Source organism: Microbulbifer maximicatervae (SeqCode) (assembly GCF_052468295.1).
Genome location: NZ_CP174340.1, coordinates 432,435 through 446,798 on the forward strand (window position 1 = coordinate 432,435; position 14,364 = coordinate 446,798).

Genomic DNA, 14,364 nt, shown 5'->3' on the forward strand with positions numbered 1-14,364 from the left:
GCCTATATCCGGCTTCGGGAGGCGATGGACCATTTGAAATAGCACTCACCGGTTCTTGGTAATCTTAGGGCTGGTGAGCATCCCAATTTAGCCCCTTTTCCCCCAAGACTAGGGGTGTCGTCTAAAGGGAGATAAGTCTTGTCAGAGTATACATCAACGGTGACCTGGAAACGCGACGAGCAGATTTTCACCGATAATCAATACAGTCGAGCCCACACCTGGCAATTTGATGGTGGGGCATCTATCCCAGCCTCCTCTTCCCCCCATGTTGTACCCATTCCCTATTCAGTAGTTGAAAACGTTGATCCAGAAGAAGCTTTTGTAGCGGCTCTGTCCAGCTGCCACATGTTGTTTTTTCTATCGATTGCAGCCAAGCGAGGATTTGTGGTTGATGAATATTGCGATGAAGCTATAGGAATTATGGGGGCCGATAAGGATGGCCGAATTGCTATGACTAAAGTTACCCTGCGTCCTTCAGTGCGCTTCTCCGGTGAAAAACAACCCAGTCGCGAGCAGTTAGAAAAAATACACCACCTTTCCCACAAACAGTGTTTTATTGCGAACTCCGTGAAAGCTGAAGTGGTGACAGAGATCCAGGAAGCTCCAGTTTAAATAGCAGTTTGGTTGTCGCTAGGTGCTAGGTAGACTTGGCGGCACTATTCATTTATTTATTTTTTCCGGCAAGATATGTACACAGTTATTGAGAAAGTAGCTCCTACTGAGGATTTCCTCAAGCTGCGAGAGATAACTGGCTTAACCCCCAGAAGCCGTGAAGCAGCGGAAAAAGGCCTTCCAAATAGTTTGTATGGTATCCATATAAAAAGACAATCTGAAACTGTCGCTATGGGGCGGGTAGTGGGGGATGGCGCACTTAATTTTGAGATAGTGGATGTTGCTGTCGATCCCAAATTCCAAGGTGTTGGCCTGGGGCGTCAGATCATGGAGCACATTATGGCTTACCTGGATCGAGAAGCCCTTCCTTCAGCATATATTACGTTGATGGCAGATGTTCCCGAGCTTTATAGAAAATTTGGATTTGAATTGAGCCGTCCAGATACTGAAGGGATGTATCTTATCAAATAATGGCACAGAGCTATTATTTTGGATTCGAAGTTGGCTTTACATCAATGAACGAATGATTGATTCAGTGTTGGCTATATCGTTTATGGTATTGAAATCATTTAGGTGTTGAATAGGTTGCTTGTGTTTCATCATACAGTTGATTCCTTTAATTGCGTTACTTTGGATCTCGAGAATTTTTCTGGTACGGAAAATCAGTTCTTGGTTGAACTGGTAGCCATTATAGAAGTATCCAGAGTTAACAGACGAAAGTTGATATGGATAGATCTCCGAGATGCACTTACCCGGTTTATCCCGATATGCCTAAAGCATGGTTTTACATTTCATAGCTGTCGGGATTCTGCTACAAGGCTGGTTCTTAAGCTTCAGGAAGATGCATATGTTCCCTTCTACCCAACCCATACGGTGGGAGTTGGGGGATTCGTACATCTTGATGGGCAACTGCTCTGTGTCCAGGGCCACAGTGCAGCATCGAGCCCGAAGCTGCCTGGAGGAACCGTTGACCTGGGTGAAAAGATAGCCGATGCGGTGATTCGTGAGGTTTATGAGGAGACCGGTGTGTCCTGCGAGTTTTCCTCAGTACTCGGATTTGCCACCCGATTTCCTACAAATTTAGGCTACACGGATATCTACTTCGTATGTGAATTGAGTGCCTTAAATCGGGATATTTCAATAACAGATACGGAAGAAATTAAGCATGCTTCCTGGGTGGATATTGACCACTACTTAAATGGAGGGCATATCTCAGCATTTAATAGACATGTTGCTGAAATGTCCTTGCAGAGGCTTGGTTTAACCCAGGTCAGCCAAGACTCTTACAAGGATCCCTTCGCAAAACAGGAAATATTTTGGACTAATGCCTAAAAGATCCAAATGATTAGTTGAGTATATATCGCAGTTTAACTACTTACTTTTTGGGCAGAGGGAAAGACTAAGCTGCATTCTAAACACATCGTGAATTTTTCATTCTCATTGAGCCCAGAATGCGGTGTATGCTTTTCTTTCTCTTATGATTATTAAATTATTAGTGGGTTAAATGGTTAGCTGGTGGAAAGATGGAGTGTTCCTATGAAAGGCAAATTTATAGCAATTTTAATTGCCGCAGTTTGGAGTTTGACTGCTCAATCCAATGAGTTAACTATTGGTGAGCGCAAGGTTATTGTCTCGCAAACTCTCGAAGAGAGAAGGGAGTATTGGATTTCTCTTCCCACATCCTTTAAAGAAGGTGGATATAAAAATTATCCGGTTCTTTATTTACTTGATGCAGATTTTAATAGTTTCTTTCATGTCTTCACGGGTATGGTTCGGCAGCTGAGTTCTGATGCCACTCCAGTAATTCCTGAAATGATTGTCGTAGGTATCGTAAGCCAAGAACGTGTTAGAGATAGCTCACCTACTAGATCGCTAATTGAATATGGCGGGCGTAAAAATCAGGCGCTTTCCAATACAGGGGGCGCTGATCAATTCCTTGAGTTCTTAAGAGAGGAGCTTATCCCAGAGATAAACGCGGAATATCCGACATCTGGGTATCAAATTCTTGCAGGTTACTCATTTACAGGTCTACCTGTTATTCATAGCTTATATTCATCGCCTGAAGATTTTAATGCGTATATCGCTATTGATCCAAGTATGTGGTGGGATGAGCAAATTATGTTAAAGCGGTATTCTGAATTCCTACAAAGTAAATCAACTGAAAAGCGCAGGCTGTTTATCGCTACTTCAGAGAGAGTAGAAGGTGTATATCCTGAAGAAAACTATGTTGCAGAATTTATTAGGCTGCTAAATGAGGAGCCCAAAAAAGGGTTGTACGTAGATTCAGTAACCTATGGGGCAGAAGAAAATCATCATACCATGCCCGTTATTAGCTTTTATAGAGGGCTTCGATCAATTTTTGATGGTTATATGATCGATGATCAAGCTAGATTTCGCACCGCAGTGAATGTTAAAAATCACTTCGAACAGTTCTCAAGAAAGCTCGGAGGGACGTTTATGTTGAGGGAAGATGTTATTCGTTTCTTTGGCTATGATCGTCTCTATAATGATCAGTTTGGCATAGATGTTGATAAGGCAATAGAATTTTTCGAATTGAATACACAGTTTTATCCAGGTTCATATAAGACCTGGGATAGTTTGGCTGAAGCTTATATGGTAAAGGGGGAGGAAGAGCTTGCTATAGATTGCTATAGAAAGTCATTGTTAATAAATCCTGATAATGAAACAGCAAGAAATAGAATGGCTCAACTTGAGGTCGATTAGATTTATTTTCAGTAGTTATGCTTAACCTGGTGATCTGAAGTGCTGCCGTTGCCCTAAAGTCAGATCGCCAAGTTATTTTATGCTGTATTTTTCTGATTTCTATTGCGTTTGATCTAGTTATCTAAAATTAAGTTGTTCTCTGGATTGTAGTAGCAGTAATCGTAGTCCAAGTTCTTGCGAAAACAGTAGGGGTCTATAGCATCAGTGTTCGACCACAACCCAAGGCCGTAGTAGTAAGCAAATTCCTGCTCGAGTTCAAACTCGCTGCCACAATAGTATTCATAATTCCAGGCAGCTCCCTGTATTACCATTTCTTGATTGATATTGTACCCATTCACATACAGGTACCCAGTTTCCCGACCATAGATGTCTTTCCCTGTAGATTCAAAATCAACTGAACCAAATGACAATAGGTCGCTTAGGATTTGAGTGGCTTCGGGGCCGTACGATTGGTTGCTGGGGTTGGTCTCAGGGGCATCAATGCAATTCAAGCGTATTTTTATATACTCATTGTCGACGTAACCGTGAACTGTATCGCCATCAATAACTTGATAGTTTGTTAGCTGAGCAGCCTGAATCGAAGTGGATAGGGTCGTCATGATAAGTAGTTTTTTCATTATGATTTTCCTAGATAAAAATTGCATGGCGTAGCATAGGTGGGGGTTGTTACGGTGCTGTGTAGAAATAGCGAGATAAAAAATGGATTTTTATTAAATGTATGGTGAGGTCAGGCTGTTGAAAATAGGGAGGTATATCCTTGCAGCCTGCTAAAGGCTATATTTAGCTTTATTGAATCGAAAATAGGGGTGGGTAGATGTGTCTTATTGTGGGTCTATTTATTTGATTTTTTTTGGATTCAGTAGCTCTTAATCTCAAGAGCTACTGGGTGTTGATGTGAGATGCTTTCATTAAATTAAGTTTACTGTTTTTAGGTCTAGGTTTAGTTCCTTTCAAAAGGGTTTTGTGGAGGCTTGGTTTTGATTTGGGCGCCTTCATCAAAATGGATGTAGCTCACATTCTAGCTAATGGTAGAGTTGTTGCTTGGTCGGCCATATAGTTCTGAATGATGTTTTTGTAACTGAGGATCTAATTGTTATGGCTCACAAGAAGCAAGTGCAGCGCCGCTGTACTGGTGAGAGTTAAGTTGTCCCCTCGGATTAAGTCGCCCTCCTTCACCTGCTCTGTGATGTGTTCTGAGGTTACTTTTGCATTTCCACTAATCACATAGATTAAATGAGTTTCATTTAAAGATAATTGTTCATCTGTTTTTAAGTGTGCAATGTCCATTAAAGTGCTGCTATCAAAAGTACTGCCTTTCTCGTCAATACCTCCATAAATACGAGTGGTGCCATCTAATGCCGGTTTGTAGGTTTTATACCCCGCAGGCTGGCCAGCTTTCTCTGGCAGCGCCCAGACTTGCAGCATTCTGTTTTGCTGTTTGTCTGGATTAATTTCATTGTGAGAGAAACCCTCTCCCCCTGCACGTTGTACCTGAACTTCACCTGCGGCTAAATCCTTGCCGTGTTCTAAAGATCCCTCATGGCTGACCCGACCCTCGACAATGATAGAGATAACATCGATTTCACTGTGCGGATGCATACCCGATGAGCCCTGGGGTAAATAGCGCGCATCAGCCAAATACACCATATTGCCCAGTCCTTCAAAAGCCTCTGCTTTTTTGCGAGCACCAAATACGCGGCTATCAGTCACCAGTCGATGTTCAGTAATACCTGCGAAGCCGCCTAACTCTAGTGTGTCTCGAGCTAAAATTTCCATTTTTTTCTCCGGGTGGTTTGTCTGTTGCTGTAGTCGATGGAGTCATTCTAGATATCCCTTTTTGTTTGATATATAGTTATTTTTTGTAATCATTATTCCATTTTTAACAACAATAGAGCTTTGCAGGTTTCATAGGATGGGCCGTAACGTTGATTTGAACGACATGCTGCTTTTTATGGCAGTAGTGGATGCAGGTAGTTTTACCTCAGCTGCGGAACGGCTTAATTTGCCTAAGGCAAATCTCAGCCGAAAAATTGCCAGGCTGGAACATGCTCTGGGAGTCACTTTGCTAGAGCGAACCACCCGCACACAAAGCTTGACTGAAGCCGGCAGTACCTACTTGCAACACTGCCGACGAATACAGCATGAAGTCGATCTAGCAGAAAGCAAAGTCGGCAGTTTAGTGAGCAAGGCGTGCGGTAAGTTACGGGTGGGCGTCTCTGTTGGTGTAGGCCATGCGATATTGAAAGATGTGCTGGGTGAGTTTCTACAGGCCCATCCTGATATTGAATTGGAGTTAACTCTATCTAACAAAAGAGTGGATTTGATTGAGGAGGGCTACGATCTGGTTATCCGCGTGGGAGAGTTGGTTGATTCTCGGTTGATAGCCAAGAAATTAGGGAAAATTAGGCGCCGTTTATACACTAGCCCAAATTACATAGAGCGGCAGAATCTGAATGCCGAGTTAGAATCTTTGGCCGATTGCGAGTTTCTAATTATGAGCAGTGCACAGTATGGCGGCAGGTTGAATTTAACGAATGGCACTGATGTTCGAGAGATAATGATCGAGCCGAGAGTGAGAGTCGATGACTTCTTGATGCTAAAGCAGATGCTGGTTGATGGTTGTGGAATCGCAATTCTACCCGACTATATGTGCCAACAAGAAGTAGCTGCGGATTTATTGGTGCCAGTATTTCCTGAGTGGGAGATGCCACCGGTGGAGCTGTATGCGCTCTACCCACAACATCGACAAAAATTGCCAAAGGTGAGCTCTTTTTTGGCCTTTGTTCAGCTGGTGTGTATAAATCGACTGGGCTGAACGCGTTAAAAAACCTTTTCAAGTGCAAATCAAGCTAACTAAATATGTATTTTAAAATTAACTCGGTAGATAGCCCTTATCCGTTAGGGCTATCGAAACTTTAGCAAAGGTTTTTTCTGTAAGGTTTAATTCAACTGAAGAAATTCAGGTTAGCGTGGATGCCGAGTGGCCCAAAGTAAAAACTCCCGGTTGCCATCGCCGCCCTTTATTGGACTGTCAATATACTCTTTCACCTCAAGTCCCAAATCTTCGCATAAGGCAGTGATGCGCTCGTGCACCTCCGGGTAGTATTTGGCATCACGCACCAGACCACCCTTGCCAATCCCCTCCGGGCCCACTTCAAATTGCGGTTTAACCAGACTTAAGAGTTGTCCCGAAGGTTTAAGCAAGGCCGGTAACTGCGGCAGAATGAGTACTTGGGAAATAAAAGAGACATCCATAACGATGGCATCAAAACCTGCGTCTCCGTGGGGGGAGATTTGGGAGGCTTCCAGGTGGCGTGCATTTACCCCTTCAAATAGGTGCATACGGGGGTCATCCAGTAACTTCTGCGCCAACTGATCTCGCCCAACATCAACACCGACAACTGATGCTGCTCCCCGTTGAAGTAGGCAGTCGCTAAAACCGCCAGTAGAACAGCCAACATCCAGTGCGTGCCACCCAGAGGGGTTTAGTCCTGTCTGGTCGAGGATGGCGGCCAATTTCAGGCCCGCTCGGGAAACATACTGGTCTTCCGGTAGGGGGGTGACTTCAAGGGCGCAATCTTCCGGAATGCTCTGCCCGGCCTTGCGCGCGGGCTGGAGGGTACCGCCATCGGATACCATGACCCTTCCGGCATCAATCAGTTTCTTTGCATGGGTGCGGGAGTTTGCCAGCTCTCTCTGTACAAGCAGTTGATCCAATCGGGTCATGTTTCGCGGTGCAATCCTGGTTACATAATTGAGAATTCAGGGCCCATGCTAACCTCTGGCTCCAGCAGGTAGAAGTGCGGCTCCGCAAATTGTGGGACTAATCTTTAGTAAGGAGGAGGTTAGCTGATGGCAAAAAGCGTTCTGGATAAGTTCAAAATTCGCAAGGGAAAGGTCTTTGAGGCGCCACTTGAGGGCGCCTTTGGGCGCTTGGTTACTCCCTTTGAAGAATTTATCCATCGCCAAAGCAGCAGTGGTATTTTGTTGATGCTATCTGCTCTGGCGGCGTTGGTTATTGCCAACTCCCCTTTGCAGGAGGCTTACAAGCACCTGTTGCACATGCCCATCAGCCTCAGCGCGGGAAACTGGGAATTCTCTCTCTCCTTACACCACTGGATCAACGATGGCTTGATGGCGATCTTTTTCTTTCTGGTGGGATTGGAATTAAAGCGCGAATTTATGGTGGGAGAGCTGTCCGACCTTCGCCAGGCTGTACTTCCGGTGATGGCGGCAATTGGCGGAATGGTGGTGCCGGCACTTATTTACGCTTCTTTTAATGCGGATAGTGGTGCAGAACGCGGCTGGGGCATTCCCATGGCCACGGATATAGCATTTGCTGTCGGCTGTATTGCCCTTTTGGGGAATCGGGTGCCTCGTGCGGTGGTTACTTTCCTGGTTGCGTTAGCCATTGTGGATGATTTGGGCGCAATTTTAGTGATTGCAATCTGGTATACCGAACAGGTGAATATCACCGCGCTGATTGCGGCGGGTTGCCTGGTAGTGATTATGTGGCTGCTAAAAGCGGCGGGGGTTCGCAGTTCTCCGGCCTATGTATTTGTCGGTGTGCTGCTCTGGTATGAGTTCTACCTGGCGGGGGTACATGCGACTATTGCGGGGGTGATTACGGCAATGGCACTGCCGGCCAAACCCAAATATGACCCGGTGGCCTTTAGTACCTTTGTTAAGGATATTATTCGCAGCTTTGACCGCTGTTTCCGGCCAGGCGATAAGATTATTGCTAACGATGCGTTGCGCGCCCGAGTGATGGCGCTGGGAAATGGTGTCAACCTGGCGCAATCACCGCTACAGCGCATGGAAACCCGCCTGCACACACCGGTGGGCTTCGTAATAATCCCTATTTTTGCATTGGCTAACGCCGGTATTCCCTTTAGTAGTTTTACCAGTTCTTCGGCAGTGATAAACCCTGTCACCCTTGGGGTCATTTCCGGCTTGGTTGTGGGCAAGCTGGTAGGTATCGTTGGCGCCACCTGGATTGGCTGGAAGCTTGGCTGGGGCAAGTTGCCTAAGTCCGCCAATTTCCAACATATTGTCGGTGTTGCACTCCTTGGCGGGATTGGCTTCACTATGTCGATCTTCATTGCCGAGCTGGCCTTTAGCTCTGAATATGAGCTGTTGATCCAAGCTAAAGCGGGTATCCTACTGGCATCAGTAATTGCTGGGGTGGCGGGGTTCCTGGTTTTGCGCAAAGCTCCGGTGGCCGATGAGTTTGAAGTTCATGGGGAGGGGGAGCCCCTGGATGAAGGTGGCAGCGATAGCCTTGGGGAAGGGGAAGACGTAGAACAGCAGCCCAGTCGCCAGGGTTAAGTTGTTTTAGCGTTCCTGATGTCACTGCGTCTCGGTCCTGGAGGGGCCTGATTCCATTAGTCTCCAGTTCCCATTGTTAATGTACGTGAGAGAAATAAGAATTATGCATTTGAGAACACTGGCACAGGGGCTACCAGTGCTGGCTATTTCCCTACTGCTTGGGGCTTGTGATGGCCAAACTACAGCTAATAAAAAAGCCGATTTTGAAGTCGGGGTTGATAATCAATCGACTACAACCAACCCCAAATCCGATAGTGGAGATAGTGCGATGGATAGTCTGGCCCAGGCTTATGTCCTTCTAGTACTTGAACTGGGAAATCATGACGATAGCTATGTCGATGCCTATTACGGTCCGGCTGAATTGCGTGAAACTGCCACCAAGAGTAAGGCGAGCGCTGCAGATGTCGCCCGGCGCGGTGAGTCTTTACTGGCAGAGCTGCCAGCGGTAATCGACGGCGATGGTTCTATCGAAAACCTGCGTATGCATTATCTGAAGACACAGTTGCGGGCCCTGGTGTTCCATGCTCGTAGTCTGGCAGGAGAGAGCCCGAGAAGCTTCGCCAATGAAGCTCGAACCCTCTACGACACCGAGCCCCCACAGCAGGATTTGGAAAGTTTTGACCCCATGCTAGAGGAGTTGGAAGCATTACTCCCAGGTGAGCAGCCCTTGAGTGAGAGGGTAGCCAGCTTCCGCAAAGCTCATGAAATTCCTGCCGATCGCCTTCAGGCCGTATTTGATGCCGCCATTAAAGAATGCCGTGCGCGCACTAAGCAGTATGTTTCTCTCCCAGCGGATGAGAGTTTTGTTCTGGAGTATGTCAGCGACAAACCCTGGAGTGGCTACAACTGGTATAAGGGGCGTTCGCACAGTCTTATACAGGTGAACAATGGCCTGCCAATTACGATAGATAGGGCTATTGACCTGGGCTGTCACGAGGGGTATCCGGGGCATCACACCTATAACGCGCTGTTGGAGCAAACTCTGGTCAAGGAACGGGGTTGGGCAGAGTACAGCGTTTACCCGCTTTTCAGTCCACAGTCACTGATTGCCGAGGGAAGTGCAAATTACGGGATTGAGCTGACTTTCCCCGGTGAAGAGAAAACCCGTTTTGAAATGGAAGTTCTTTACCCCCTAGCTGGCCTGGATCCGAAAACGGCGGAAAAGTATGAGCTGGTAATGGCCCTGGTAGATAAGTTGGGCTTTGCCGGCAATGAGATTGCCCGCCAGTATATCGACGGGGAAATTGAGGGCGCGCAGGTACCTGCGTTGTTTGAGAAATATACCTTGATGAGCCCCGCCAAGGCGGCACAGCGGAAGGATTTTGTAGATGCCTACGGTGCCTACGTAATTAATTACAATTGGGGTAAGACACTGGTTGCTGATTATGTAGAGCGGGGCAGTCAAAATAATGAAGAGCGCTGGCAGCGCTTTACCCGTTTGTTATCCTCGCCGCGCCTGCCGTCATCCCTGGATTGGTAATCATGCAGAAAGGCACTTTGAGAGAGTATTTACTATCGCGACCGGAAGCTATCGAGGATTTTCCTTTTGGCCCGGATGTAGCGGTATTTAAGATTAAGGGACGTATGTTTGCTACCTTAAGCTGTTACCGCGGGGTGGACGCCAGTAATCTCAAGTGCGATCCCGATGAAGCCCAGGCCTTAAGGGACATCTTTTCCGGTGTTATCCCGGGTTACCATATGAACAAGAAACACTGGAATACGGTGTTGTTGGATGGCACAGTGCCCGATTATGAGATTGAGCGAATGGTAGATCGCTCATATGGCCTGGTGGTTAAGGGGCTTCGCAAGCTTGAGCGGGAGTCCCTGGAACTGGCCTATGGAGCGGAGCTGCTCTACCGTTAGAGGCCCCTGAGAATAGAAATACCCAGATTTAGTCTAGGAGAGGATGTGAACGAATTTATTGTCGATGTAACGGCAGAGAACGCCCAGCAAATTCTGATTGAAGAGTCCATGAAGCGCCCGGTAGTGGTGGACTTTTGGGCCGATTGGTGTGAGCCGTGCAAGCAGTTGATGCCAGTGTTGGAAAAACTGGCCAATGAGTATAGCGGTCAGTTTTTATTGGCCAAGGTCAATGCAGATACTGAGCAAATGCTGGCGGGTCAGCTGGGTGTACGGAGCTTGCCCACGGTAATGGTTTTAAAAGATGGCCAGCCGGTAGATGGCTTTGCCGGTGTGCAGCCAGAGACACAGATTCGTGAGATGCTGGATAAGTATCTGCCAAAACCCTGGGACATAAAGTTGCAGCAGGCACAGGCGTTAATCGGTGAAGATAAAGTGGCGGAAGCCCTGCCTCTGTTGCGCCAGGCTTATACGGAATCGTCTGAACGCACTGATATCGCCAAACAACTGGCTGCTATCCTGCTCGACCAAAACCGTGCCCAGGAAGCAGAGGCTGTGCTCAGTAAAATTCTGCTGGCAGATCAGGATGCGGAATACCAGCAGCTGATGGCTCAATTGGAGCTGAAGCAACAGGCAGCGGAAACTCCAGAAATTCAGGCTCTGCAAAAGGCGCTGGAAGAAAACCCTGCGGATAGCGATTCTGCTTATCAATTGGCCGTGCAGTACAGCCAAGCCAACCGCCATGAAGAAGCACTGCAATTATTGCTGGATATTTTGCGTAAAGACATGGGCTTTGCCGATGGTGCTGCCAAGCAGACGTTCCTGGATATTGTAAAAAGTTTGGGTGCTGGCGACCCTGTTGCCACTCAGTTCCAGCGCAAGTTAATGACTATGATGTTTTAAAAATACTCTGCCGGTAAACAAAGGGGCCCAAGAGGCCTCTTTGTTTTTTGGGGAAGAGAAGGACGATTATTTATGTATAAACTTTGTGTTTATATTCCCGAGTCTCACTTGGAAGCGGTAAAGCAAGCGCTATTTTCCGTGGGTGCAGGACGTATTGGCGACTACGATAGTTGTTGTTGGCAAGTTCTGGGAGAGGGGCAGTTCAGGCCGCTGGATGGGAGTCAGCCATTTATTGGTCAGTCGGGCCAGGTCGAGACTGTGATGGAATACCGCGTGGAGATGGTCTGTGCCAATGAGCTGGTGGATGCTGCTCTCGATGCATTGCGAGCAGCCCACCCCTATGAAGAACCGGCGTTTGACCTCTGGCGATTGGATGATCGCTGCAGTAGTGCCGGCTTAAATAAAGCAGGGGTCTCTTAAAGGCTATCGAGTACCTTTTGTCGTTCGTGGCTTTTTTGCTCGATCGCTTTCGCATCTTCCAGTAATTTTGAAACGCTGGTGTGATGGGTCGGCAGTTTATTTTTGGCGGGGCTACTGTCTTCAACGATCGAGTCGGATCTCAACTCAATAGGGTCATTGGCAGTGACTGTATTTAGAGGCTTGACGCGGTGAATACGCACGTGTGAATCCAACCCCTCCGGCACGGTGTCTGAGAAGTGCCAGTTCCCATCTTTATCTTTCCAGGTAAAAACCTCAGATGTTTGCTTGTCAGAATCCCCTTGAGATACGAGCCCGCTGGAAGTTGCCAACTCTTCAATTTTTGACACTGATTCCTGGGTGGTTTCGCGCACACTTTGCATAGCTCGCTCACCGGTTTCGCGAATCGCTGAAATATCCGGTTTTTGCGGCAGCCAGTCGGAGGGTGACATGATGGGTTTGCCATCTGGGCCCGGTAAAATCATAGGCAGGACAATGCCTACCAGTAACAAGGCACCGAGCATTGGAAAGTATTTCATGCAAACATCCTTTTAATGCAGGGTCATTAACTAACTAAGTAAAGTGGTTTACAGCTTTCGATTGATGACACCGCGGTGTAACTGGTATTGCCCGATACGGGTATCTTCGAAATAGTGCTCCAAAGTGCGGTGCATAATGGGAAATGCAATCTCCCTCCAGGGAATTTCGTCTTCGCGAAATAGCTCAACTTCGAGCGATTCAGGCCCGGGTCCGAAATTCATATCGGTCAATTCACCCCGGTACATCATGTAGACCTGATTGATATGGGGAATATCGTAGACGGAGTAGAGTTCGTCCACGCGGATACTGGCCCGGGCTTCCTCCCAGGACTCCCGTAAAGCGCCCTCTTCGCTAGTTTCGCCACTCTCCATAAACCCGGCAGGCAGAGTCCAGAGCCCCAGGCGCGGCTGTATGGCGCGCTTGCACAGCATCACCTTGTCGCCAACGTAAGGGACAACTCCGACAATAACACGGGGGTTGATGTAGTAAATGGCGCCGCAACTGCCACAGATGTGGCGGGGGCGGTCATCGCCCTTGGGAATGGAAAGTGTTACGGCGTTACTGCCGCATTGGCTGCAAAATTTCATGGCGTCAGTATACCCATGCGAGATTTGAGCGCCAGCTTCCGGACCGGTTGACGCCTATAGTTGTTAGTGATGTTGAAGTATAAAGGCGGTATCTACCCTGCGATGGCGCATTTTTTTCTGCTCGGACTAGTGCTCCTTGCCCTTTGCGCCTGTGGCGGTAAAGGCGAAGAGGAAAAGGCGCCACCTCCCCCGCCAGTAGAAGTACTGGTTGTTAGGGAAGAGCCTGTTATCCCCCGCTTTGAATTTGTCGGGCGGGTAGAGGCAACTGATGAGTATCAAGTCCGCCCACGAGTACAAGGGTATATCCAGAGCCGCAATTTTACCGAGGGGGAAACCGTCCAGAAAGGGCAGTTACTGTTTGAAATTGACCCGCGCCCTTTTATTGCCGAACTGGCGAATCAGCGCGCTACTCTGGAACAATCCCAAGCCTCCCTGAGAGTTGCTGAGCGGAACTTCCACCGTGGCCGCCGTTTGGTGGCCACTGGGGCTATCAGCCAGGTACAGATGGATGAGCTTGAAGGTAATTTTGAGGAAGCGGAATCCCAAGTCGATGCCAATCGCGCCAAAGTGCAAAGCGCTGAGCTGGACCTTTCTTATACCAAAGTTTACGCGCCACTCACTGGAAGAATCGGGCGTACAGAATTTCCAGTGGGTTCCCTGGTAGGGCCAAGCACCGATCCCCTGGCCACTATCGTAAAAATGGATCCCATTTATGTGCTCTTTGAAGTGCCAGAAGAGCAACTTTATGCGGTGCAGGTGGATTCCCAGAGGCGACAGCGAGAGGGTTTAAATCCCACTCGCCTGGATGTTCGCATTGAGTTACCCGACGGCAATTACTACCCCCATAAGGGCAAAATCGTATTTATCGATAATCAGATCGATCCCAATACCGGATCGGTAGCGGTGCGCTCCCTGTTTCCCAATCCAGGCCAACTATTAGTGCAGGGCCAGTTTGCCCGAGTTTCCATAAGCGTCTACACCGGCAATGACGCGCTGAGGCCGTTGGTACCCCAGTCAGCGGTCATGGAGGATATGCAGGGCCGTTATGTCTTTGTTTTGGGCAAAGATAATATTGCGGAGAAGCGCTACCTGACCCTGGGGCAGAGGGAAGGGGAGTTGTGGGCTGTAGATCGCGGGCTTGTCGCCGGTGAATCTGTAATCGTTAATGGTTTGCAGAGGGTTGTCGCAGGAAAGCCGGTGACGCCGCAAAACACCCCTAGAAACCCCTACGATGTTGAAGCGCCACCAGCCCCTCCCGCCGTGCAAAGTAGTAGTTCTGCGGCGAAATCTGGCTCTACTGACAGTCAAGGGGAGAGAGAGCTACCGGTAACTGATGGGGAAGCGGCACCAGCAAGCCCTGAATCTGAGGGGCATGACGATGACTACAAATAGC

16 protein-coding genes are annotated in these 14,364 nt (G+C 48.0%); 11 read left to right on the plus strand and 5 right to left on the minus strand.

From position 1 onward, the window contains the following. Positions 1 to 138: 138 nt before the first annotated feature. The 4 genes from ACJJIQ_RS02320 to ACJJIQ_RS02335 all read left to right on the plus strand — a co-directional run bounded on the left by ACJJIQ_RS02320 (position 139) and on the right by ACJJIQ_RS02335 (position 3,336). Entirely contained in the window at positions 139 to 612 is a 474-nt protein-coding gene (locus ACJJIQ_RS02320; RefSeq protein WP_444894651.1) for an OsmC family protein, read from the plus strand. 75 nt (positions 613 to 687) lie between these two features. Then, entirely contained in the window at positions 688 to 1,083 is a 396-nt protein-coding gene (locus ACJJIQ_RS02325) for a GNAT family N-acetyltransferase (protein WP_444916388.1), read from the plus strand. A gap of 120 nt (positions 1,084 to 1,203) precedes the next feature. Then, the gene (locus ACJJIQ_RS02330) at positions 1,204 to 1,944 is read left to right on the plus strand and encodes an NUDIX domain-containing protein (protein ID WP_444916389.1); all 741 of its coding nucleotides are present in this window, start codon (positions 1,204 to 1,206) and stop codon (positions 1,942 to 1,944) included. 204 nt (positions 1,945 to 2,148) lie between these two features. Continuing rightward, positions 2,149 to 3,336, plus strand: coding sequence for an alpha/beta hydrolase-fold protein (locus ACJJIQ_RS02335; RefSeq protein ID WP_444916390.1), 1,188 nt, complete (start codon positions 2,149 to 2,151; stop codon positions 3,334 to 3,336). Positions 3,337 to 3,449: 113 nt separating this feature from the next. Here ACJJIQ_RS02335 and ACJJIQ_RS02340 read toward each other — a convergent pair whose 3' ends face one another. Then, positions 3,450 to 3,953 (minus strand): thermonuclease family protein, encoded by a 504-nt coding sequence (locus ACJJIQ_RS02340; protein WP_444916391.1) that lies wholly within the window; start codon positions 3,951 to 3,953, stop codon positions 3,450 to 3,452. A 469-nt stretch (positions 3,954 to 4,422) separates the two neighbouring features. After that, positions 4,423 to 5,112 (minus strand): pirin family protein, encoded by a 690-nt coding sequence (locus ACJJIQ_RS02345; RefSeq protein ID WP_444916392.1) that lies wholly within the window; start codon positions 5,110 to 5,112, stop codon positions 4,423 to 4,425. A 136-nt stretch (positions 5,113 to 5,248) separates the two neighbouring features. Between ACJJIQ_RS02345 and ACJJIQ_RS02350 the strand changes: the two genes are divergently transcribed. Continuing rightward, on the plus strand, positions 5,249 to 6,151 hold the full coding sequence (locus ACJJIQ_RS02350; RefSeq protein ID WP_445363576.1) for a LysR family transcriptional regulator: 903 nt from the start codon (positions 5,249 to 5,251) through the stop codon (positions 6,149 to 6,151). Positions 6,152 to 6,300: 149 nt separating this feature from the next. Here the strand turns inward: ACJJIQ_RS02350 and ACJJIQ_RS02355 are convergent, their stop codons facing one another. Further along, positions 6,301 to 7,062 (minus strand): TlyA family RNA methyltransferase, encoded by a 762-nt coding sequence (locus tag ACJJIQ_RS02355; protein ID WP_445363577.1) that lies wholly within the window; start codon positions 7,060 to 7,062, stop codon positions 6,301 to 6,303. Between the two features lie 126 nt (positions 7,063 to 7,188). On the opposite strand from ACJJIQ_RS02355, the gene nhaA reads away from it, so the two are divergent. The 5 genes from nhaA to ACJJIQ_RS02380 all read left to right on the plus strand — a co-directional run bounded on the left by nhaA (position 7,189) and on the right by ACJJIQ_RS02380 (position 11,847). Beyond that, positions 7,189 to 8,664, plus strand: a complete 1,476-nt coding sequence (gene nhaA, locus ACJJIQ_RS02360) for a Na+/H+ antiporter NhaA (protein ID WP_444906066.1) — start codon at positions 7,189 to 7,191, stop codon at positions 8,662 to 8,664. Between the two features lie 103 nt (positions 8,665 to 8,767). Continuing rightward, positions 8,768 to 10,144 carry a hypothetical protein gene (locus ACJJIQ_RS02365; RefSeq protein ID WP_445363578.1) on the plus strand — a complete coding sequence of 459 codons (1,377 nt, stop codon included), beginning with the start codon at positions 8,768 to 8,770 and terminating at the stop codon, positions 10,142 to 10,144. A gap of 2 nt (positions 10,145 to 10,146) precedes the next feature. Further along, positions 10,147 to 10,527: an MmcQ/YjbR family DNA-binding protein gene (locus ACJJIQ_RS02370; RefSeq protein ID WP_282931699.1), complete on the plus strand. Its 381-nt coding sequence runs from the start codon at positions 10,147 to 10,149 to the stop codon at positions 10,525 to 10,527. A gap of 45 nt (positions 10,528 to 10,572) precedes the next feature. Then, positions 10,573 to 11,427, plus strand: a complete 855-nt coding sequence (gene trxA / locus ACJJIQ_RS02375) for a thioredoxin (RefSeq protein WP_445363579.1) — start codon at positions 10,573 to 10,575, stop codon at positions 11,425 to 11,427. 72 nt (positions 11,428 to 11,499) lie between these two features. Further along, a complete protein-coding gene (locus tag ACJJIQ_RS02380; protein ID WP_445363580.1) occupies positions 11,500 to 11,847 on the plus strand; it encodes a YqfO family protein in 348 nt (115 codons plus the stop codon). Here ACJJIQ_RS02380 and ACJJIQ_RS02385 read toward each other — a convergent pair. After that, positions 11,844 to 12,383, minus strand: a complete 540-nt coding sequence (locus ACJJIQ_RS02385; protein ID WP_445363581.1) for a DUF4124 domain-containing protein — start codon at positions 12,381 to 12,383, stop codon at positions 11,844 to 11,846. The two genes, ACJJIQ_RS02380 and ACJJIQ_RS02385, sit on opposite strands and share 4 nt — an antisense overlap. Positions 12,384 to 12,431: 48 nt before the next feature. Then, a complete protein-coding gene (locus tag ACJJIQ_RS02390) occupies positions 12,432 to 12,971 on the minus strand; it encodes an NUDIX hydrolase (RefSeq protein ID WP_413664813.1) in 540 nt (179 codons plus the stop codon). A 69-nt stretch (positions 12,972 to 13,040) separates the two neighbouring features. On the opposite strand from ACJJIQ_RS02390, the gene ACJJIQ_RS02395 reads away from it, so the two are divergent. Then, complete coding sequence (locus ACJJIQ_RS02395; protein WP_445363582.1) at positions 13,041 to 14,363, plus strand: efflux RND transporter periplasmic adaptor subunit; 1,323 nt, start codon at positions 13,041 to 13,043, stop codon at positions 14,361 to 14,363. Position 14,364: the final 1 nt, after the last annotated feature.